Here is a 20,994-nt window from a genome sequence, read left to right as displayed (position 1 = left end):
GACAGGCTCCCCCCAACCCTCTCCTAATAAATCAGGAGTGTGAGACCCTCGTTACATTGAAAGAGGATGAAAAAGAAAAAGCCGTGGCATTACGCCACGGCTTTTTCTGGTCTTATTTGTTCTATGTTTATCCGCTCGAACTCAATGTTAGGCATTTGGGATTAAACTTATTCCCTCGAGGTTCTTTGTCCTATCAGCCAAGCACATCATTATTTTATCGTAAGTTTACCGTATTCTTCACCCGTCAGAACGTGTTTATAGGTGCTATTGCTTTCTTTGGGGACGGTTAATTTAAAGTCAACCTGGCTTTGAAATAGTATTACATAATCTGAACCGCCAAACAGGAAATATCCAAGCATATCTCCCTTCTTGACAGTATTACCCACCTTGATGGTCTCTTCAAAATTAACCGAGGATATCTGCGACATTCCAATTGGTAACACCGCCACCAAGCCGTATTTCTCAGTTTCAACAATTACACAACCACGTGTCTCAATATTTTGCCAGCCGGGAGTGTTAGAGTCGAGCAGGTATCTTTTGGCCGTGGCGTCCCATGTAGTAATACCACCAGCCGCATCATCGCTCTCAATAATGCGAACTTCTTTTATGGTTCCGCCAATCGGGAAATGATAGCGGTGATAATCGTTTACATCGAGAAAGGTATGTGTTAACGTTCCATTGGCAAAAGTGTTCTGGTACGCGCTTCCTTCACCAATAAGCACAGCTATGGATTTGAAAACATTAGATTTGATTGTAACGCCCCTCTTATGCACAATATGGGAGTTTTTGTCTATTTTCCATACGCCCTGAGGCTTTGAATCGGCAGGAGATGATACGATTGATGGATCATTTGGAGATGCAATCGGGCGTTGATCAGGTGATTTCAGATACCTTGCGAAAAAATCATTGAATGTTTTCCATTTTGAGGGATCTTCATACCACCCTTTTTGCAATCCGAATCTTTCATCTTCTAAAGCTTTTTTGCAGTACTCGTCTTTCCAGGACTCCTCTTTGCTTAAATACATCCCCCATTCTTTTGTAAAATTGATTAACCATGTGCGATATGGTTCATGGTATTGGAGGGAATTGTTATAATACCCTTTATTTATTAATTCAGGAAGTGGTTGATCATTAATGAAATAGAAGTAATCCAAGCCCTGATCGATTTGATCGTACAACGTTGAATACGGAAGATTGGGTAAAATGGACCAGGGCATTGCCTTTGCTGCCCAATCTACAAAAATGTAATATTCTTCTAAACTCTGGGCCGGATTTGTTACCTTATCGGGATTAATTGTTTTTGCCAGTTCGATGGACCTAATAAGCATTTTTTTTGTTTCTGCACTATGCTCTACCATAGTTATCAATTGTTCTGTAATTGCTTCATGCTTTATTTGTGCCGGCTTGGCATCCTGTGCAAGAGCACTAACGCTCAAAAAAGAGCATAATGCAACAACCGACAAAAACCAGGCCAAAGTATTTTTCAGTTTCATAAAGATTCCTTTTTTAAAATATCATGAAATAAATTTTCTAAAAGAGCTGCAGTGCTTTGATAACGGGGTAAATCAATCCAGCGATCAAGAGCAAAGTAAGGAAGGGGCGGTTAATGTTTTGCCATTTGTAATTCTTTCTTCGGATGGCATCTACACCATGATTAATTCCGGAGAAAAAGAAAAAGAAAATGCAGGCAAATAGGATAGTCAATTCTGCTTTGATCCCCCAATTACTAATATAAACAATAATTGCTGCTGCGGCATAGGATAGCAAGGCGATGGCAGACTGCCTTTGATAATTGCTCCCAACTTCAAAGCCCTTTAGTTCCGCTGACTTTTTAGCAAAAAATATACCCTCCAAACCGGATATTCCTGCAACGGCTACGATTATGATGGGGATCATGAAATGTAATTGGGCAATGGGGTCATAGCCATTTGCATAACCAATTTTATTGCCAAAGTAAAACGCGACTACCACGCCCCCAATTCGGATAACATCTAACAACTTTAATAGCATGACTTTCTCCTCTCTCTCTTGCCGCCGACTCTGAAAAGGCGTCCATTGTACAGCGGCTTATTTCATGGACCCTAACAGTTGTTTTTATGCTGCTTGTATATTGTGAACATGGTACATTAAGCCACACATATTGTCAAGTGGAAAACCGGATCCTTAATCCCCTCTCCTAATTAATTAGGAGAGTGAGACCTTCGTAACGAAGAGGATGAAAAAAAGCCGTGGCATTGCGCCACGGCTTTTTTAATATGCCTATTTGTTTAGATTATATATTTATTGACATATAGTTTAAGCTTGACAACGCTCAGGCGTTTATCTATAATCGCAGACAATCGTAAATCTTAACATAAGGAGGACCAAGTATGAAGCAAAGAATTTTGCTTTGTGCTGCTTTGTTGTTGTTCGGTGTGCTTACTGTTGGTGGCTGTGCTACGGGCAGGGTAAGGGGGAATATCTATAAAAAAGGCCCGATCGATCTAAAAACCGCCAAGTTTGCCGTCTTGCCATTTAACAGCGCCAGCTCGGGAAAAACCATGACCGAAAGGGTTTCCACTGATGGCAATGCCATCGCCGACATCCTGACCATCGAAATGCTGTTCAAGGGGTATCAGGTCATCGAACGGGACAAAGTAAAGGATATCTTCAAGGAGGTGGCCCTTTCCCAGGCCATAACCATCACCTCCGACGATCCCAAAAAGATATCCGAGATGGGCAAATACCTGGGGGTTGACTACATCGTTTACGGCTCGGTGATCCAATATGACTTCCAGTTATCCTCCGGCGGGCTTTTCTCCGGGGGAGGCGGATGGCGGACAGCCGTGGGCATCACCGCCCGGGTGGTGGAGGTAAAATCGGCCAACGTGGTGATGATCTGCACTGCCAGCCAGTCCGGCCCGGACCTGGGCGAAGCATTGGGAGGTATCAGCCAGGCTTTCACCAAAGCCCTAAGCGAGGAGAAAATATATGTTTGGCAGTAAATATTTCAAAGCGGTCATGGTCCTGGCTTTGATTGCGTTGACCGTTGTTGGAACGGCTTCGGCCGAACGCAAACTGCCGGGCCGGGAATTCCGGGTGGGGTTGGATCTGGAGCCGGGATTTAAATTTGTGAACGGTTCCTCTTTTAGTTTTCAAGTCGGATTGATGCTAAAATTCAATGAGGCGGTCTCCCTGATCCCCCATTTCGGTATACATCCCTATGAATATGAAAGCGAGTCTAGTTATTACGGGTATACTTTCACCGACACCCTTGACGAAACAGCCCTGAATACGGGCTTGACGCTGCGGTTCGAAAAACTTACGGCGGTGCCCACCCGCAATACCCGCTATGAATTCGATACCGAAAGCGAGGAGTTTGTGCATTACCAGTATTATCTGCCCCTGCGTCCTTACTTTCAGGTGCATCTGGGAACCTTTATGGGCGGCGGTGCCGGCGTAAATTATTACATTACAGGAAATACCGCCATGGGCCTGGGGATAGACATTGGGTATAATTTGCAGACCGAAGAATCGGCCGGAATGGGCGTTATCCCTAAAGCGATTATGGTGATAGGGTTCTAGTTCAATTACTTACAGTATAATGAAAGCCCTGCTATAAGCAGGGCTTTTTCTTTCGATCAAAACATTCATTTTATAATAATTCAAGTGGCTGGTAAAAATATCATTGAATATTGGTTTTTTCAGTGGTAATATAACGTGTAAATAGTCAAAAAGGAGTTCCCATGTTGAAGAAAATTCTTTTATCATTGCTCGCGGTGGGAATCATCGCGGTCATCGCCATTGCGATATTCTTCTTCTTTGCCATGAGGGGTCCGGACCTGGCAAAGTACCAATATCTGAAGGATCCGCAGATATCCGAAAGGCCCAACCAGAAGATGCTGGTGGTGGAGACCAGGGGGGATCCCAATATCGTGGGGACCAAGGCCTTTGCCCTGCTGTTCAAAGCTTATTACAAGGCCGTCAAGGGCGGCAAGATGCAGATCCCCCGGGCCCGCTGGCCGCAGGACCTAGGCACCAGCCTGGACGAATGGATAGGGCAATATGCCCTGCCGGTTCCGGAGTCCACGGATAAACTGCCTGATATCAAGATCGAGCCGGGATTCAAGATAACTCTCGCCGAATGGAAATACGGCATGGTGGCCGAGATATTGCATATCGGACCGTATAGCAAGGAAGCCCCGACCATCGAAAGGCTCAAAAAACACGCCCATGACAACGGTTATTACATAACCGGCCTGCATGAGGAGGAATATTTAAAAGGCCCGGGGATGTTCGGCCCGGGCGACCCGGGAAAGTATCAGACCATCATCAGGTACCGGGTAGAGAAAACGGCGGTCGAAGATACTAAAGAAACGAAAAAGAAATAAATATAACTTATGCCCACCATCCAGATATTCGGGACCAACAAATGCCGGGACACCCGGGCCGCCCAGCGGTTCTTCAAGGAGCGTCGGGTGAAATTCCAATTAATCGATCTCAACGAGAAGGCTCTCAGCCGGGGGGAGCTTAACAGCGTCAGCCGGGTCGCGGGCCTGGAGAATCTGATCGACACCGAGGGGAAGGAATATCAACGCCAAAATCTCAAATATCAAAAATACGACATAGAGCAGGTTCTGCTGGAAAATCCCAGGCTGCTCAAAACGCCCATCGTCCGCTACGGGCCCAAAGCCACGGTTGGTTATCAGCCGGAGATCTGGAAACATTGGCTGGAAGCCGGGACATAGTCTGACTAAGGTATAATTATAGAAATAATATCTTAATAAACATTGGACATCTTAGTGGACACAATATGTCTTGACAAATCGGTAACAATATGTTACTATTGCTTTTGCGGTGGACATAATAAAGGACATGTATGCAGACATATAATACGACACATCCTTGGATAAAATTCAGTATTGATCTTCGTTCAGCCTCACCCCATTTATGGATGCTGTTGGGCGAGGCTTCATCCAAAAGTGAACATATCGCCGGTGTGCCATTGCGGCCCCAAACAGCCCAGGAGATACATTTAATCTACCTGGCAAAGGGTGCTGCAGCCACTACTGCCATCGAAGGTAATTCATTATCCGAAGAACAAGTATTACAACACATGGAGGGCAAGCTTAAGCTGGCGCCATCAAAGGAATATTTAGTCCAGGAAGTTGATAATATAATTACTGCCTGCAATCAAATCGGGAAAAGATTACGAAACGGCAATGATGCGCTTACTGCGGAGAAAATAAAAGAATTTAACAAACAGGTGCTTGACAAATTAACCCTTGAGAAAGATGTAGTGCCGGGTGAAATAAGAACGCACTCGGTGGTGGTGGGGAATGTTTATCGTGGTGCGCCGGCGGAGGATTGCGAATATCTGTTGGGGCGGTTATGTCAATGGTTAAACAGTGACGATTTTAAACCTACAACCGGAATGGAGACGGTTTACGCTATCATCAAGGCTGTCGCGGCTCATATTTACTTGGCCTGGATACACCCGTTTGGCGACGGCAATGGCCGCACCGCTCGCTTGGTGGAGTTCCAAATACTATTATCTGCGGGCGTGCCTACTCCGGCAGCGCATCTTTTAAGCAATCATTATAACCAGACACGCACCGAATACTACCGTCAGCTTGATTCGGCCAGTAAGACCGGCGGCGAGATCATCCCCTTTTTGGCTTATGCTGCGCAGGGGTTTGTTGATGGTCTAAGGGAGCAATTAGAGCGCATTCGCCACCAGCAATGGGATGTAACGTGGGAAAATTATATTCATGATATGTTTCATAGCAAAATCAGCCGTTCCGATATCAGGCAAAGAAATCTGGTTTTAGATCTGTCAGATTCAGATAAACCGGTGATGCCTCAAAAAATTGCAGAACTTTCGCCCAGGCTAGCCAAAGACTATGCAAACAAAACATACAAAACGATTCAGCGTGATTTAAATGCTTTGGAAAAAATGAACCTAATAGAACGAACAGCAGATGGAGTTAGAGCGAAGAAAGAAACAATTCTGGCTTTCTTGCCGTGGAAAAAAGGTCAGGTAAGTTAGACGCCATCTACCAATAGTCATGCAATGAGGCCAACCCAGGCAAGGCCCGAATAATAAATTACGTAAAATAAAGTTTGCCCCGCTTCCTCCTCCGCTTCTTCTTCCGCCTACGCTTCTTGGGCTACGGCGGACAAGTCGGCGGACCGTAAGCGGGGCTTTTTTATTTATATCTGCGATGATTTCAAATCTAAAAATAACGAATTACCACAGCCTATTTAATTCTTGACTTGCCATAAAAAAGGGTATATATTGATAATCTGCACGGACGAGTTTTTATAAACATAAAAGCGATTTTTATGAAAAAGTATCTTATTTTTATTGCCACAGTAATCCTGCTGGCCGGGCAGATCGCCCTGACCCAGAAACCCTCGCCGGTCTACTTTACCAAGGACATCTCCGGCCAGGGGGTACTCAAGGTCTACCGGATGATCAACGACCAGGTAAAGGGCAAGGTGGCGGCCAAGGTCCACTTCGGCGAGGAGGGCAATAAGAATTACCTGAAACCAGATCTGTCAAAGCCGCTGGTGGAATTGCTCAAGACCACCTACGTGGAGACCAATGTGCTGTACTCCGGGCCACGCCAGAAGACAGAGTCTCACCTAAAGCTGGCCCATGACCATGGCTTCGGCTTTGCGCCGATTGACATCCTGGATTCCGAGGGTGAGAAGGTCTACACCTGCAGCACCGCCTGCTACACCCGGGTGCTGACCGGCAGCCACATGGACCGCTATAACACTTTTATAATCCTCAGCCATTTCAAGGGGCACGGACTGGCCGGGTTCGGCGGGGCCATCAAGAACGTGGCCATGGGCCTGGCCTCCCGGATGGGCAAGCGGGCCATGCACGCCGACTATGTGCCGGACTACGATACCTCCAAGTGCATCCGCTGCGGGACCTGCGTCAAGCAGTGCCCGGCGGGAGCCATCTCCATTAACCCCCTCAAGATCGACACCCGCAAGTGCATCGGATGCGGCCAGTGCCTTAAAGACTGTCCGGTGGAGGCCTTTGAAGCCAGCCGTGACCGGGTAAGTTCGGAGCTGTTCAACCGGCGGCTGGTGGAATATGCCAAGGTGCTGTCCGACAGCAACCACATGGTCTACATAAACGTGCTGGCAAACATCTCGCCGGACTGCGACTGCGTCCGCAACGCCAGAAAGCCGTTCACCGGGGACATCGGGATACTGGCATCCACCGACATGGTGGCCATCGAACAAGCCAGCCTGGATCTGGTAAACAAAGCACACAAATGTAAAGATGCCTTTCTCAAGGAAAGCGGCCGCAGCGGCAACCTTCAGATAGAATATGCCCAACAGTTGGGACTGGGTAATCGGGAATATAAATTGATAAATTTGGATTGAAGAAATGCTTCAGGTTTTTTTAAAGACTTTTCAAAGCCGGGGCAAAAAGACAAAAATAGCGCTCGGAATATTATTGGTGATCGCACTGGGTGCGATTGATTATCACACCGGGCCGGAATGGTCTTTCTCCAGTTTTTACCTCCTTCCCATCGCGCTGGTCACCTGGTGCGTAGGGTTGAGGTGGGGGCTGTTTATCTCGGCGGTCAGCGGCCTGACCTGGCTGGCGGCCGATATGGCGGCGGGCCACATCTACACCCATCTGCTGACGCCCTACTGGAACATGCTGGTCAGGCTGTCATCCTTTGTGGTGGTGACCTATGCCCTGTCTGAGTTGAGGAAGGTGCTGGATAAGGAGAAGAACTACGCCCGTCAGGATTTTTTGACCGGCGCGGCCAACAGCCGTAATTTTATGGAAACTGCCCAAGCTGAGCTGCAAAAGGCCCGGGCCGGCGGCCATGCCATAGCGCTGGCTTATATCGACCTGGATAATTTCAAGGGCGTCAACGACACCTTCGGGCACAGTGTGGGGGATCAACTGCTTAAACTGGTAGCGGAGATAATCAAAAAGAATTTGCGGGATGGCGACATGGTGGCCAGGCTGGGCGGCGACGAGTTCGCCGTGCTGCTGCCCAGGGCCACCGAGGATTCGAGTCTGGCCGCTATGAAGCGGATGAAGGAATATTTCCTGGCGGAGGTCAAAAGGAAAAAATGGCCGGTCAGCTTCAGCATGGGGCTGGTGCTGTTCAAAAAATTCCCCGACAGCGTCGATGAGATGATCAAGCGGGCCGACAACCTAATGTACACGGTCAAGGACAGCGGAAAGGATGATATAAAATTTGTGGTGTATCGGTAATATTGTGAAAGGATACGACATCAAAGAATTCCACCGGATGGTTCTGCAGCAGGGCAGCATCCCGCTGGAGATGCTGGAAAGATTGACCGACGAATACATCAAGGGGAACAGTTGATGAGATCCGGGGAGGGTGGATTATTTTGATGGAATTATCCCCGTGGTTTTGCTATTATATAAGAGCAGGGAAACGATCATTATCCGATAAAAACATTTATTTCTAATTTAGACAAATGGAAAACAAGATAAAAGGCAAGCAGACATTATTGCCGATCAGGCAGCAGGCCAAAAAGGAAAATAAAAAGGTGGTCTTCACCAACGGAGTGTTTGACCTGTTGCACCGAGGGCACGTGGAATATTTGCAGAAGGCCAAAGAGTTGGGCGATATCCTGGTGATCGGCCTTAATTCTGACGCCTCGGTGCATGCCATCAAGGGGCCCAAGCGTCCCCTGGTGAGCCAGGAGGACCGGGCGGTGGTGCTGGCTGCCCTGGAATGTGTGGATCACATCGTTTATTTCGACGAGGACACCCCGGCCGAACTGATCGAAACCATCCTGCCGGACATTTTGGTGAAAGGGGCGGATTATTCTATCGAGCAAATAGTAGGCGCCGAGGCGGTGCTGAAGAACGGGGGGCAGGTGATCCCCGTCGAACTGACGCCGGGGAGGTCCACCTCCGAGCTGATCAAGAAGATCGTGGATATCTATTCCGATCAGAAAAAACACCATGGCTAATCTGATAACCCTGTTCCGTTTCGCTCTTTTATTCGGCCTGGTGGTGATGGCCTACCAGTCCAATCCATACCTCCAGCTGGCCAACATGCCGCTGCTGGTGGTGGTTCTGGTGCTGGATGCGGTGGACGGCTACGTGGCCCGCAAGCGCAACGAGAGCTCCCTATTCGGGGCCATCTTCGATATCATCGTGGACCGGGTGGTGGAGAATGTGCTGTGGATAGTGCTGGCCGACCTGCGGCTGGTGCCGGTGTGGGTGGCCATCGTGTTCATCACCCGCAGCCTGGTGGTGGATTCCATCCGCCGCCACGGTGCGGAAAAGGGCCAGACCCCCTTCGGCATGGCCGTCTCCCGCTGGGCCAAGTTCCTGGTGGCCGGGCGCTTCATGCGCGGCCTGTATGGAGCCTTAAAGGCGGTGGTGTTCGGCTGGATATTTCTGCTGCAGCCCTGGCCCAAACTGCTGCCGGTCTTCTGGGGCAATTGGCAGTGGCTGTTCACTATCATCACCGGCGGGTTGGTCTACGTTACCGTGGCAGTATGCATACTGCGCAGCATTCCGGTGATCGCCGAATTCATCGTCACCGAGGATATCTTCGCCCCGTTCAGGAAGATCCGAAAGAAGGTCTGATGGCAGTGGTCTTCCTGGACATAGACGGCACCCTGCTCAGGGGCACCAGCTGCGAGCTGCAGCTGTTCAAGGCCATGATAGAAAAAGGAATCATCGGGCCCAAGCAGCTTTTGAGTTATGCGGCGTTCACCATACGTTACTGGGCGAAATTCGGCCATGACATCTTTAAAAAGAACAAGGCCTATCTTAACGGCCTGAGAACCGATGAGGTGGAGATCATTGCCGCCCGGCTGGCCAAAGATGCGCTGCCCGAATTTTTCAACCCCCGGGTGGTGGAAAGAATGGAGGCCCATAAAATGGCCGGGGATAAATTGATCCTGCTTACCGGCTCACCCGATTTTGTGATCAGCCATATCGCCACAAGGCTGGGAGCCGACGACTTTATCGCGGCGCGCCTGGCCGCCAGGAACGGAAGATTCCTTGGCGCGGTGCCGGAGGTTCACCCGTTCGGGCGGGAGAAAGTGAAGCTGGCCGAAAAATATTGTCTCGACCATGCATATAAAATGTCCCAGGCCGTGGCCTACGCCGATTCGATGGATGACCTGCCGCTGCTGGAGATGGTCGGGAAGGCCGTAGCGGTCACGCCGGAGAAAAAACTGGAAAGAATATCCCGTATTAAAAAATGGGAAATAATAAATTAACAGAGAGGAAGTATGAAAAGCTTCACTGCGCTGTTCCTGGGCTTGATCCTAAGTGCCGGAATTTCTTTGGGGCAGGAGGCCGATACCAGCAGTGCCACAACGGAAATCCAGCAGGTTCAGGAAGCCGTTCCGGTTGTGGCCAAGACAACCGAATGTCTGGACAAAAAATGGGTAATAGGTTTTGAGGCCACGTCCCTTGACCTGAAGGCCTTACCGGGAACTGTTTTCCTGCAAAGGAAAATTTCATCCAAATATTTCGTGGGCGCCGGTTTCAGTTGCGATTATTACAATGATAAACCTGGCGAAGATTATAACGCCGAAGACTCTACCCGTTATAACTATGAAAACAAGAATTGGCGCATCACGTTAAGCCCTGAAATCGGCTACATGGCGTTGAACGGGAAAATGCTTGCAGGGGGGGTATCGGTAAGGGCGAACTTAAGCAGGAGCAGAAATACATCGGTCAGCGAGAACCGGACAGAAAGGTATTATTATTACTATAGCACCTATTACAGTGAAAGCAACAGCTTCAACTACGATATCGGCGTTCCTGTATTTGTAGAGAAACAGTTTAAAATAAGAAAATATCCGGTAGCGGTGGGAATAGCAAATAACTTCATAGGTTTATCTGGTGGATGGTATAAGTACTGTAGAAAATATACTAATGAAAGTTATTGGAGCCCAACCCTTGATGTTGACGAGGATGAGTCAACCAGAAAACAACCGATGGTGTTTAATCTGGACAATCCTTTTCAGGGGTATGTAAAGGTGTTTTTCAAGGTCTATATTTAGCAAAGAAAACTAATTAATCTATTTTAGGAGAGCCCAAATGAAGAAAACCCTGCTGACCGCCTTATTCATTACGTTTGCCGCTTCGTGGTGCCTGGCCCAAACCGACAGCTTGCCGGCCCCAACAGCCGAGCCTTGCAAACCTGCGGCATGCGAAGCGCCATGCCAAACTGGGGCTTGCGCTGAGCCGTTTGTTCCCAAATGGGCGGTTGGATTCAGGGCATCATCCATAACAAATTTACCCGGAACCATTATTATGCAAAGGAAGATATATGGTAAAGGGTATTTGTCACTGGGCCTTGAATATAATAACAACCCCCGAAACTATTATTCTACAGAAATTGATAGCCCATATTATTCTATAACGGATGAAAAGGGCAACGGCTGGTCGGTTAGATTAAACCCTGAATTGCTTCATGAGTTTTATAAAAACAATCTGTTTAACGCATTTTCCGGCCTATCAGTCACATACTATTACGGAAAGCAAAGCTCCGATTACAACAGAGAATACACCTATTATATGTCGGATACCACGAGTTATATTTCCACATCCCAAACAAAATATTATAGTTATACCATAGCCATCCCCATCGGGTTGGAACGGGATATAATGATCGGGAAAAGAACTTTCTCGGTGGGGGTCGAGAGCACTTTTTTGTCGTTTTATTATTATTATAATAAACGGGAAGGGACCAGAAAATATTCAGACAGTGGTTATACGGGAGTTTATATAAGCGAGAACGAAACCCCCTGGCAATTTAGCGTGAAGAACCCATTTCAATCGGGGGTTAATATTAAAATCAAATATTGTTTCTAACTAAAAAGGAATAATTCTATGGAATGCTGGCATTGCGAACGGCCGGCCAATGCGGTCTGCAATTTCTGCGGGCGCTCGGTCTGCAAAGAACACGCCAAGACCCTGCCCATCGTCCTGACCATGTACCGCGACAAGCAGGATAAATTAAAAGGCCTGGCGGTATCGGACTCGGTCTACTGCGGGGTGTGCCACCCCAAGGACGAGCCAGTGGACCTGGACGATATCGGATAAGGCTACGGAACGCAGATTACACAGATGGAACAGATTTCCGCAGATTTTGTTTTTCGGGATCTGGCCCTTTAAAACATATTTTTTGCTATGGCTGATAATCCGGTCTTGAAAATAATCGAAAAGGCCTTTGGGGACAATTCCCTGCGGTACCAGTTGCTGTCGGACATGCCGGGAACCCTGAAGAAGCTGGGCGAAAAACTGTCGCCCGAGCAGATCCAGGAACTGGTCCAAGCGCTGGACGAGAGCGGGGAGGCTTTTGCCTCGGGGCTTGACCAGAGGCTCTCCCAGAGCGGTGTTTCGCTTAATCCTCATTCATTGCTGCAACAGAGCAAGAAAAAGGCCGGCCAGAAAAAGGATATATTGGATCTGTCTTCGGTGCGCAGTTCTTTCGGAGATGCGGAGGTCGGAAAAGGAAAAAAAGCCCAAGAAGTTCGGACGTCTGAAGATCATCAAAATATGCCGGAAGGTAATTCTTCGTATGATGAGGATGAGCCGGATTATGAGGTGGAACGGGATTGAGGTTGTTCAAATGTATAATCATGGTACGGCAAATTAATATCCAAATATGCAACCAGATTTAAAAATATTCGCAGAAGCAGATTCTAACCTCTTGTGTCAAGGTGTTTTAAAATAATTGGATAATTGGAACAATAATTGCTGTTATACTCAATAATATACCCATATTTCGAAAGCAAACCATAACCTTTGGAGATAACAATATGAAAACGTCTAAAATTATTTTACTGCTGGCCGGGGTCATTCTGATTTCCGGGCTGAGCCATGCTCAGTACTATCTTAAAGATCAACTAACAGCCGGAATAAGCCCCCAATTTTTCGGATATAATTCCGACAGTAACAAGATATATGTCTCCAACACAGGGGAATCAACAGTCGGCATAATAAAAAATTACATATATCAACCCCTTAATGTTGGCTTTGGCCCCAATGAAATGACCTATAATCCAACAACCAGAAAAATGTATCTCGCCATGAATTTTGGATCTCTGTACGTTTTAAATGGAGACAACGATCTGCTCGACACTACCTTGTCGGTGAGCACTGTCGGAATTCAGATAGCCTGTAATCCGATAGCTAATAAATTGTATGCCAGTTCCCCCACATACGGCTTGTATGTTTACGACGGAAATAATTACAGCCAGCTTAACTATATGACAGGATTTGAGGGTAATCTTTATTATTTTCCGGGAAATCAGGTTTTTGTCACCCATAATTATGACAGTCTGGTGGGCGTAATCGACGCTGTCAGCGACGGTATCAACGATTCCATAGTTTTGGGCGGTGTTACGCCAAACAGCGAAATGGTTGGCAGCCCCGAGATGCAAAAGCTGTATGTCACCCTGCCGGGCCGCAACCAAGTGGGCATCATCAATGCCTCCACCAACAGCCTGATCACCACGGTCAGCGTGGGGACCGGACCCTCGGCTCTGGCCTATTGCCCGGAGCACAAGAAAACCTACGTGGCCTGTCCCGGGGACATCAACATCTGGGTAATAGACAGCATGGATGTGGCCAGCCCCATAGCCGCAGGCGATTCCATCAACACCATTACCTACAACCAGGGCAGCAAACAAATTTGTTTTACCGATAAGAATAATTCCCAAATAGGGATAGTTGATCCCGGCAGTGATTTTGTGACCCAGTTGATAAACCTGCCTGGTACAAATCCATCCGGCTTGTTTGTCGACCAAAACAATGGAGAGTTGTATGTGGCCTTACCGAGCGCGGTCGGTCCCGGCTTGGTGGCCATAATGGGCTACGATTCGCTGGCTCCCACCGGAGCCGCTATCTATGATGTTCCGGCCATCATCAATACCGATTCCCTGCCGGTGTTCTGGAGCCCCGGCACCGATGCCGGCGGCTCGGGCATCGTGGCTTATGATCTTTATATCCAGCCTGATTCTACGGAACCATCCGTCTATACCTATTTCCCGCCTGATACCTCGGCAATTTTGACTTTATTCGGGACCGACAGCACCATGTACCATCTGATGGTAGTTGCCAGGGACAGCGCCGGAAATCCATTTAATCCAGGCTACAACTGGCAGGATAGCGTCTATGTGGATTATAGCTACGTGCCGGCGGTGGATACTACCGCCCCGGGCTTTCCCATCAATCCGACGGTAAACGGTTTTAATCCGTCGCTGTGGATGGATTCAACCTATACCTCTGCCCCGGTGGGATGGACCAATCCCGAATTGGGAATTACCCGCGCCTACTTTAAGTTGGGTCTGCCGCCTGCGTCTCCTTTTGACCGCACCGATTCCATGACCACCACCGGCGGGAATTCCGATACCTTCAATTTGCCGATAGATACCCTGTATGGCGTTTATCCTGCATATGTCTGGTTGAGCGACAGCATGGGCAATGAAGATTATAACAACTGGGCGGTGGCCTTGATCCGGCGGGATATCGAAGCGCCCTTCAATACCATAGTACTACCATTCTCCGGCGACACCGCCTACAGCACTAGTTTTCAAGTCAACTGGACCGGGGGGATGGACCTCCTGTCAGGAGTGATGTCATATCGGGTAGACTACCGTATTGATACCAGTGCTGTTTGGAATACCCTGGTAAATGATTATGCTGATACTTTTGCTACTTTCACTAATGCCCTGTCCGGCCACCGTTATTATTTTGAGGCGGCGGCCTATGATTCGGCTTACAACCTGGAGGGTGTATTCAATGTAGCCGAAGATTCGGTCTTCGTGGCGCTAACGCCCAGCGTTAACTTAAGCACCATCTGGAACGGCGGAGCCTACAAACTATTCTCGGTCCCGGTAAAACCGGCCGACAATATCGCCCTGGCCAATCTGAGCGACGATCTGGGGGCATACAGCGACAGCACCTGGCTGATGTTCGGTTATAAAGACAGCGCGTTCGTCGCCCGGCCCGATATTTATAATGGCTACGGCTACTGGCTGGCATCGGCCAACAACGCCACCATCGATGTCCAGGGCCTCCAGCAGGACAATTATTCAACCGTAGGACTGCAGTCCGGCTGGAACCTGATCGGCTGTCCGTTTGAAAATCCGGTGCTGGTGCAGGCCATCGAGGTTATCGACACTCTGCAGCAGATGCGAACCTACAACGATACTACCAATAATATGTTCCTGAACGACAGCCTGGTCCGGCAGAGGATGTGGAACTATTCCGACAACAGCTACGATTTCATCAACAACGGCGCTTGGGACAGCCTGTCGGCCTTCGACAGCGCCAGCCACCTGCAGGCCTGGCAGGGTTACGCGGTGTATGCTTTGCAGCCCTGCTCGCTGTTCATGATGCCGGCCTTCAAGTCCTCCGCCAAGGGGGTTCGCTTGGTGGCCTCGCCCAAGGTCGATGTAAGCTGGCAGGCGGAGTTCTCGGTAATCAGCGGCCAGGCCGCCGACCGGGGCATCAGGATCGGAGTCTCGCCCCAGGCCCGGGAGGGCTACGACCGGCTGGACGCCGAAAAACCGCCCTTGGTCAGCAGCGATGTTCTGGCTTATATCCCGCATGAGGACTGGAACCAGGGGCCCTGCCGGGCATATCAGTATGACTTCCGGCCCCGGTCCGATCACATCGAATGGCCGCTGACGGTCAAGACCTCCTCGGAAGACCGGCCGGCGGAACTGACCTACAACCTGTCCCAAACGATCTCCGATGGCTATCAGCTTTACCTGGTGGACCGGAAAACCAATAAGGCTACGGTTTTATCCGGCAGCGGCCGGCTGGGATTTTCCGGTAGCCGGGAATTCGCCGTCATCTATACCAACCAGGGCCTGGGCGGCCTGGCCTTGAAGCCGCTGAGTTTCGATCTCAATCAAACCTATCCCAATCCCTTCGCCCGGAGCATCACGGTCAACTACCAACTAGCGGCCGCCGGGCAGGTCAGCCTGAAGGTCTACAATGTAACCGGCCAGTTAGTCAGAACCTTGACCGAGGGAACCGCTCTGCCGGGCTATTACAGCCAGACCTGGAACGGCCGGGACAACAGCGGCCGAAAGATAGCTTCGGGCATCTACATCATGCGCCTGGTCTCGGGTGGCCAGGAGCGGACCCGTAAATTAGTGAAGATCAAATAAGGAGATATAAAATGAAAAAGATCGTTTCAATTTTAACAACGGCCATAATGCTGATGGCCCTCCAGCCGGCCCGGGCCGAATTCAAGCCGTCCCAGGCCAAGATCACCTTCATGAAGGGAAAGGTCGAGGTGCAGCGCAAGGGCAGCGAAACTGCGGTCCCGGCCGTGATGAAGATGACGGTTTATCCCGGTGACATGATCTCCACTGCTGACGGGTCCGAGGCCGAATTGAAGCTGTCGGACGGCAGCATCCTCAAGCTGAAGGACAGGGGCCGGCTGGAGATCGAGAGAATGGAGAGGCAGAAGAAACCCATGACCACCATCAATTCCTTCCGGCTGGCAGCCGGCAAGATCCTGGGCTCCATCCGCAAGCTGTCCTCCAAGGAATCCAAGTTCACGGTATCCACGCCGACGGCGGTGGCCGGGATCCGGGGAACGGTGTTCGGAGTGTTCGTGGAGGGTAATTCCACCGAGCTGAACGTGCTGAATGGCGAGGTGGCCATCCAGGGCGACGCCGGAGGCGAGGTTCTGGTGAAAGACAAGATGATGATCACGGTGGCCAAGGGTGATTCGGCCAAAAATCCGGTGGTGATGACGGCGGCCAAGATTGCCTTTATTACCATGTGGGCCGGTGCAGCGATGAAGATAGGGTCGATGGGCAGTGCGGCGGCTACGGCTTGGTATGCCTCCACCCCGGCCATCATCGGAGGGGCGGCGGTGGTGGTGGCCACGTCCGCGATCATAATCATCGCCGGAGGCGGGGATGACGAGCCGGCCCCGGAGCCGGGCGCCAAGACCATTCCTGCTCCGCCGGGCTGGCCGCAATAGTGAGATCCTGACAAGACTGAAGCCCTGCGGGTCCTCCGTGGGGCTTCATTGAATATTCCGCATACTTTTTAATGATCGAGGATATATGAAATATCCGTACGTTAAAACCGTTCAGTTTCTCTCTCCGGTTATATTTTTCATTATAGCATCGGCCTTGGCCGGTTGTTCGCCCCGGACAACCCTCAAATACGACATCCATCGCAACCTGCCGGTCATCGTAGACAACAGCCGGCCGGGAAAGACCTTTCAGGCCGGGGTGTTCCACGATTTCAGCAGCCGGGACACGGTCGAGATAGATTACTTCTATACCAGCCAGGTCAATCAGACCTTTTCGGCCTGGAACCAGTCCAACAGCCTGCTGTACCTGTCCTATTTGCCCGTCAGGTCCTTTTCGGTCGCCGGCATGATGGACGATGTAGGGCCTGCCGTCGAACTGGTTTTTCGCCCCAAGATCAGCGACCCCTGCCTGGCCCTGTCGGCCGCCGGATGGAAGAGCGACCAGGTCCTTTATTTCCGGGGCACAGCGTCGGGATCCTATCGGCCGTTCCAGGGCGATGATCAGGGACCGGAAGATGGATGGAGCGGCTTTGAGCTGTTCGGAAGCTTAAGCTGGGCGCAATATCCGGTCAGCATAGAGTTCGACCAGACATATTATGACAGCATGGAATATTCCTGGCGGATCGACAGCGAGCAGAAAGGTTCGGCCGTCATCGCCGGAGCCGGCCTGGGCATCGATATGGGCTGGATCAAGGCCCAGTTGGGAATATCTCACGCCTTCGCAATGAAAGAAAGCGGAGTGCGGATGGACCTGGCCAGCGACCCGGCCTATCTGGTGGATGTAAAGCCCTCGCCGGTGACTAGGTTCCTGGCCGGAGTGATGATGGGATTTTAGGAAAAGCCAGGCAATTAAGGTGTCAAAGAACGGGGCGATCTGGTATCGCCCCGGCTTTATTTATCCTTGATTTTAAAGGGGGTAAAGAGTTATAATTAAATAAATATTCGATGGAACACGGGTTGCACGGAAATTGAAGATGTTCCCGGAATGGGTTTTATCTGTGGGAATCCAAACCATCTGCGATATCCGTGTGCTATTTTGTTTAATAAATACTTTTGCGAGGAAATTTAAGTGCCCAGACCAGACAATGCCTTTGAAAAGATAGTCTCCCTGTCCAAGCGGCGGGGGATCATATTCCAATCCTCCGAGATCTACGGCGGGCTGGGCTCCACCTGGGATTACGGCCCGCTGGGGGTGGAGCTCAAGAACAACGTCAAAAAGGCCTGGTGGAAAAGCGTGGTCTACAGCCGGGATGACATGGAGGGCCTGGACGCCGCCATCATCATGAACCGCCTGGTGTGGCAGTATTCCGGGCACGAGAAGACCTTTGTGGACCCGCTGGTGGACTGCAAGAAATGCCGTAAAAGATTCCGGGCCGACCATGTCAAGGGGGATAAATGCCCGGAGTGCGGTGGCGAGCTGACCGAGCCCCGCGATTTCAACGGGATGTTCAAGACCTACGTCGGCCCGGTCCATGACGAGAGCGGCCTGGCCTACCTGCGGCCCGAGACCGCCCAGGGCATCTTCGCCAATTTTCTCAATGTCCTGCAGTCCATGCGGCGCAAACTGCCCTTCGGCATCGCCCAGATCGGCAAGGCCTTCCGCAACGAGATCACCCCGGGCAATTTCATCTTCCGGACCCGGGAGTTCGAGCAGATGGAGATAGAATATTTCTGCAAGCCGCCGCAATACCTCCAGCCCGGCGAGAAGACCGACGACCAGCTGCACCAGGAATGGGTGGAGGCCCGTTATAACTGGTATATCAACCTGGGCCTGAGCCCCGAGCGCTTAAAGAAACGCCCCCAGGCCAAGGAGGAACTGGCCCATTACGCCAAGGCCTGCGTGGACCTGGAATATCTGTTTCCCGGCTCACTGGGCTGGAGCGAGCTGGAAGGGGTGGCCAACCGCCAGGATTACGACCTGACGGCCCACAGCAACAATGTTCCAGAAGAAGATTTGGCTCGGCTCAAACTCAACAAGAACGAACATTCCACCGAAAAGATGGAATATTTCGACGAGGCCTACACCGATCCTGCCACCGGCAAGAAGGGGGCCAAATATATTCCCTATGTCATCGAACCATCGGCCGGGGCCGACCGGGCCACCCTGGCCTTTTTATGCGAGGCTTATAATGAAGAGCAGCTCAGCCAGCCATCAGATGAGTCACTGGCCCCGCTGAAGGAGGCCGCGGCCGCGGCCCTGAAGAGCATCGGCAAGAAGATAGCCGAGGCCCTAAAAAAGCCCGGTCAGGACGGCCCCACCCTGGAGCAGTTGCAGGCCATAGAAAGATCACTTCAGGGTTCGATGGAAAAACTGCCGGACTCCTTGCTGGAGATCGATGCCGCCTGTAGTCTGCCGGGAGCCGACCGGATCGAACTGCTTAAAAAGGTCCGCTTGACGGTGGGCAAACTTTGCGATGAGCATACCCGTACCGTCCTGAAGCTGCACCCCGAATTGGCTCCCATCAAGGTGGCCGTTCTGCCGCTCAAGAAGAACGAGCCGGGCATCGTGGTGACAGCCAAGAACATCAAGGCCCTGCTTCAGCCCACCCTGCGCACGATCTACGACGACACCGCCGGGATAGGCAAGCTCTACCGCCGCCAGGACGAGATCGGCACCCCGTTTTGCGTCACGGTGGACTTCCAGACCCTGCAGGACCAGACAGTGACCTTAAGGGACCGGGACAGCATGGGGCAGGAGCGGCATAAGATCGAGGAATTGGCCGGTGTAATCCAGGGCAAGATTGCCGGGTGGAGAGTTTAACAAAATATTTAATGTTAACCAATGTTAACCCCTGTTCGCTTTGTAAAAAGCCGACAGGGGTTTTTATTTAGAAAACAAACGCTAGTTACATAATTATACACCCTAAATATCCCCCCCCCCCACGATAAAATAATACTTGACAGATATGCCTAAATAAATTACAATTACAAACAAGGTTAATTCGTGAAGGGATACTATAATGGAAATTATATTCAAGTTGTTATGTATGGCTTTGCTTGCAACAAGTGTAAGTTGCAGCAAGGTAGAGCCGGTTGTGCCAGAACCAACACCAGAAAAACCCGTATATGGGAGAGTTCATTTGGAACCAAGCTGGAAACCGACAGGGTATAATATTATTTATTTTAATGGTGATCCATATTATATTGATACATTATTTGGCGACCTGACGGCCGGTCTTTGGCTTGTAAATAGCGATGGCAGCAATATGCAGCCATTTTTAATAGAATATTATGATCCTTCATATTCAAGTAGTAGGCACCCTGATTGGTCCCCTGATGGGCAATGGGTAGTTTTTTCACTAAATAATAATATTTGTAAAATAAAATCAAATGGTGATAGTCTAGTGCAATTAACGACTGGTGTTCAAGCTGCATTCCCATCATGGAGTCAAGACGGATCGAAAATAGCTTATGATGTATTTTATAGTGATGTAAATGATGGCCTTTGGGTTATGGACAATGATGGTGGTAATAAAAGTAAATTTACAACAGTGGGGAGAGATCCGGATTGGTCTTCAGATAATTTGAACATAATTTGTTCCAGTTTTGATTACAGCTATACAGGGCCTGGTTTTCGCACATTTATTTATAAAGTAAATGTTATTACGGGCGATACTATAAGGTTGACAACAATCAATGGCGATGTTAGACATTTGGAATATTCTAATGATGGTAATAAAATAGCTTATGATTATATGACACCTGAAAGATTGCCGGTAATATGTGTAATGAATTCAGATGGTACTAATCAAACGTCTTTAATGACCGGAAGTGATTTGTTTGTTGAATGTGGCGAAACGCCAACATGGTCCCCTGATGGGACTAAGATAGTTTATACTAATTGCTGCGCGAAATACGGTAAATTATGGATCATGAATTCGGACGGTACAAATAAACAACAATTAACTAACTAAAGGAGGAAAATATGAAAAATATTATATTAACCTTGGTAAGT

The 20,994-nt window shown here is 49.7% G+C and carries 22 protein-coding genes; 20 read left to right on the top strand and 2 right to left on the bottom strand.

Annotated features, from left to right (window positions below; all coding sequences use genetic code 11):
* Positions 1-209: 209 nt before the first annotated feature.
* Both KJ869_08205 and KJ869_08200 read right to left on the bottom strand, forming a co-directional pair.
* Positions 210-1,493, bottom strand: coding sequence for a phosphatidylserine decarboxylase (locus KJ869_08205; GenBank protein ID MBU1577174.1), 1,284 nt, complete (start codon positions 1,491-1,493; stop codon positions 210-212).
* A 37-nt stretch (positions 1,494-1,530) separates the two neighbouring features.
* Complete coding sequence (locus KJ869_08200) at positions 1,531-2,010, bottom strand: hypothetical protein (protein MBU1577173.1); 480 nt, start codon at positions 2,008-2,010, stop codon at positions 1,531-1,533.
* Positions 2,011-2,369: 359 nt separating this feature from the next.
* Here KJ869_08200 and KJ869_08195 point away from each other — a divergent pair, with 359 nt between their 5' ends.
* The 20 genes from KJ869_08195 (at position 2,370) to KJ869_08100 (ending at position 20,953) form a co-directional block, all read left to right on the top strand.
* Positions 2,370-2,984 (top strand): CsgG/HfaB family protein, encoded by a 615-nt coding sequence (locus KJ869_08195; protein ID MBU1577172.1) that lies wholly within the window; start codon positions 2,370-2,372, stop codon positions 2,982-2,984.
* The gene (locus KJ869_08190; GenBank protein MBU1577171.1) at positions 2,971-3,564 is read left to right on the top strand and encodes a hypothetical protein; all 594 of its coding nucleotides are present in this window, start codon (positions 2,971-2,973) and stop codon (positions 3,562-3,564) included. The genes KJ869_08195 and KJ869_08190 overlap by 14 nt, the downstream gene beginning before the upstream one ends.
* Positions 3,565-3,725: 161 nt before the next feature.
* Entirely contained in the window at positions 3,726-4,370 is a 645-nt protein-coding gene (locus KJ869_08185) for a hypothetical protein (protein ID MBU1577170.1), read from the top strand.
* A 9-nt stretch (positions 4,371-4,379) separates the two neighbouring features.
* A complete protein-coding gene (locus KJ869_08180; protein ID MBU1577169.1) occupies positions 4,380-4,727 on the top strand; it encodes an ArsC family transcriptional regulator in 348 nt (115 codons plus the stop codon).
* Between the two features lie 131 nt (positions 4,728-4,858).
* Positions 4,859-6,028, top strand: coding sequence for a Fic family protein (locus tag KJ869_08175; protein ID MBU1577168.1), 1,170 nt, complete (start codon positions 4,859-4,861; stop codon positions 6,026-6,028).
* Between the two features lie 296 nt (positions 6,029-6,324).
* A complete protein-coding gene (locus KJ869_08170; GenBank protein MBU1577167.1) occupies positions 6,325-7,386 on the top strand; it encodes a DUF362 domain-containing protein in 1,062 nt (353 codons plus the stop codon).
* Positions 7,387-7,459: 73 nt separating this feature from the next.
* Positions 7,460-8,239 carry a GGDEF domain-containing protein gene (locus tag KJ869_08165; protein ID MBU1577166.1) on the top strand — a complete coding sequence of 260 codons (780 nt, stop codon included), beginning with the start codon at positions 7,460-7,462 and terminating at the stop codon, positions 8,237-8,239.
* A 4-nt stretch (positions 8,240-8,243) separates the two neighbouring features.
* The gene (locus KJ869_08160) at positions 8,244-8,354 is read left to right on the top strand and encodes a DUF885 domain-containing protein (GenBank protein MBU1577165.1); all 111 of its coding nucleotides are present in this window, start codon (positions 8,244-8,246) and stop codon (positions 8,352-8,354) included.
* 115 nt (positions 8,355-8,469) lie between these two features.
* The gene (gene rfaE2 / locus KJ869_08155) at positions 8,470-8,970 is read left to right on the top strand and encodes a D-glycero-beta-D-manno-heptose 1-phosphate adenylyltransferase (GenBank protein ID MBU1577164.1); all 501 of its coding nucleotides are present in this window, start codon (positions 8,470-8,472) and stop codon (positions 8,968-8,970) included.
* The gene (locus KJ869_08150) at positions 8,963-9,595 is read left to right on the top strand and encodes a CDP-alcohol phosphatidyltransferase family protein (protein ID MBU1577163.1); all 633 of its coding nucleotides are present in this window, start codon (positions 8,963-8,965) and stop codon (positions 9,593-9,595) included. Before rfaE2 ends, KJ869_08150 begins: the two co-directional genes overlap by 8 nt.
* Positions 9,595-10,236 (top strand): HAD-IB family hydrolase, encoded by a 642-nt coding sequence (locus KJ869_08145; GenBank protein MBU1577162.1) that lies wholly within the window; start codon positions 9,595-9,597, stop codon positions 10,234-10,236. The genes KJ869_08150 and KJ869_08145 overlap by 1 nt, the downstream gene beginning before the upstream one ends.
* Before the next feature lie 12 nt (positions 10,237-10,248).
* Positions 10,249-11,028: a hypothetical protein gene (locus KJ869_08140; GenBank protein ID MBU1577161.1), complete on the top strand. Its 780-nt coding sequence runs from the start codon at positions 10,249-10,251 to the stop codon at positions 11,026-11,028.
* A gap of 37 nt (positions 11,029-11,065) precedes the next feature.
* Positions 11,066-11,842, top strand: coding sequence for a hypothetical protein (locus KJ869_08135; protein ID MBU1577160.1), 777 nt, complete (start codon positions 11,066-11,068; stop codon positions 11,840-11,842).
* A gap of 18 nt (positions 11,843-11,860) precedes the next feature.
* Positions 11,861-12,073, top strand: coding sequence for a hypothetical protein (locus KJ869_08130; GenBank protein MBU1577159.1), 213 nt, complete (start codon positions 11,861-11,863; stop codon positions 12,071-12,073).
* 105 nt (positions 12,074-12,178) lie between these two features.
* The gene (locus KJ869_08125) at positions 12,179-12,592 is read left to right on the top strand and encodes a hypothetical protein (protein ID MBU1577158.1); all 414 of its coding nucleotides are present in this window, start codon (positions 12,179-12,181) and stop codon (positions 12,590-12,592) included.
* A gap of 470 nt (positions 12,593-13,062) precedes the next feature.
* Positions 13,063-16,155 (top strand): T9SS type A sorting domain-containing protein, encoded by a 3,093-nt coding sequence (locus KJ869_08120; protein ID MBU1577157.1) that lies wholly within the window; start codon positions 13,063-13,065, stop codon positions 16,153-16,155.
* Between the two features lie 11 nt (positions 16,156-16,166).
* Positions 16,167-16,982 carry a FecR family protein gene (locus KJ869_08115; GenBank protein MBU1577156.1) on the top strand — a complete coding sequence of 272 codons (816 nt, stop codon included), beginning with the start codon at positions 16,167-16,169 and terminating at the stop codon, positions 16,980-16,982.
* A gap of 85 nt (positions 16,983-17,067) precedes the next feature.
* Positions 17,068-17,874: a hypothetical protein gene (locus tag KJ869_08110; protein MBU1577155.1), complete on the top strand. Its 807-nt coding sequence runs from the start codon at positions 17,068-17,070 to the stop codon at positions 17,872-17,874.
* 234 nt (positions 17,875-18,108) lie between these two features.
* Positions 18,109-19,800, top strand: a complete 1,692-nt coding sequence (gene glyS / locus KJ869_08105; protein MBU1577154.1) for a glycine--tRNA ligase — start codon at positions 18,109-18,111, stop codon at positions 19,798-19,800.
* Between the two features lie 199 nt (positions 19,801-19,999).
* Positions 20,000-20,953 carry a hypothetical protein gene (locus KJ869_08100; protein MBU1577153.1) on the top strand — a complete coding sequence of 318 codons (954 nt, stop codon included), beginning with the start codon at positions 20,000-20,002 and terminating at the stop codon, positions 20,951-20,953.
* Positions 20,954-20,994: the final 41 nt, after the last annotated feature.

It is taken from the genome of Candidatus Edwardsbacteria bacterium (assembly GCA_018821925.1).
Lineage (GTDB): Bacteria > Edwardsbacteria > AC1 > AC1 > EtOH8 > UBA2226.
Note: the sequence above shows the minus strand (reverse complement) of the source record. Positions and strands in the feature narration are given on the sequence as shown.

Bases quoted from the DNA above. Each gene is read 5' to 3' on its own strand.
- KJ869_08195 (MBU1577172.1), top strand. From the start codon at position 2,370: ATGAAGCAAAGAATTTTGCTTTGTGCTGCTTTGTTGTTGTTCGGTGTG.
- KJ869_08140 (MBU1577161.1), top strand. From the start codon at position 10,249: ATGAAAAGCTTCACTGCGCTGTTCCTGGGCTTGATCCTAAGTGCCGGA.
- KJ869_08100 (MBU1577153.1), top strand. From the start codon at position 20,000: ATGGAAATTATATTCAAGTTGTTATGTATGGCTTTGCTTGCAACAAGT.
- KJ869_08185 (MBU1577170.1), top strand. From the start codon at position 3,726: ATGTTGAAGAAAATTCTTTTATCATTGCTCGCGGTGGGAATCATCGCG.
- KJ869_08145 (MBU1577162.1), top strand. From the start codon at position 9,595: ATGGCAGTGGTCTTCCTGGACATAGACGGCACCCTGCTCAGGGGCACC.
- rfaE2 (MBU1577164.1), top strand. From the start codon at position 8,470: ATGGAAAACAAGATAAAAGGCAAGCAGACATTATTGCCGATCAGGCAG.
- KJ869_08115 (MBU1577156.1), top strand. From the start codon at position 16,167: ATGAAAAAGATCGTTTCAATTTTAACAACGGCCATAATGCTGATGGCC.
- KJ869_08170 (MBU1577167.1), top strand. From the start codon at position 6,325: ATGAAAAAGTATCTTATTTTTATTGCCACAGTAATCCTGCTGGCCGGG.
- KJ869_08150 (MBU1577163.1), top strand. From the start codon at position 8,963: ATGGCTAATCTGATAACCCTGTTCCGTTTCGCTCTTTTATTCGGCCTG.
- KJ869_08135 (MBU1577160.1), top strand. From the start codon at position 11,066: ATGAAGAAAACCCTGCTGACCGCCTTATTCATTACGTTTGCCGCTTCG.
- KJ869_08200 (MBU1577173.1), bottom strand. From the start codon at position 2,010: ATGCTATTAAAGTTGTTAGATGTTATCCGAATTGGGGGCGTGGTAGTC.
- KJ869_08175 (MBU1577168.1), top strand. From the start codon at position 4,859: ATGCAGACATATAATACGACACATCCTTGGATAAAATTCAGTATTGAT.
- KJ869_08190 (MBU1577171.1), top strand. From the start codon at position 2,971: ATGTTTGGCAGTAAATATTTCAAAGCGGTCATGGTCCTGGCTTTGATT.
- KJ869_08110 (MBU1577155.1), top strand. From the start codon at position 17,068: ATGAAATATCCGTACGTTAAAACCGTTCAGTTTCTCTCTCCGGTTATA.
- KJ869_08120 (MBU1577157.1), top strand. From the start codon at position 13,063: ATGAATTTTGGATCTCTGTACGTTTTAAATGGAGACAACGATCTGCTC.
- KJ869_08180 (MBU1577169.1), top strand. From the start codon at position 4,380: ATGCCCACCATCCAGATATTCGGGACCAACAAATGCCGGGACACCCGG.
- KJ869_08205 (MBU1577174.1), bottom strand. From the start codon at position 1,493: ATGAAACTGAAAAATACTTTGGCCTGGTTTTTGTCGGTTGTTGCATTA.
- KJ869_08130 (MBU1577159.1), top strand. From the start codon at position 11,861: ATGGAATGCTGGCATTGCGAACGGCCGGCCAATGCGGTCTGCAATTTC.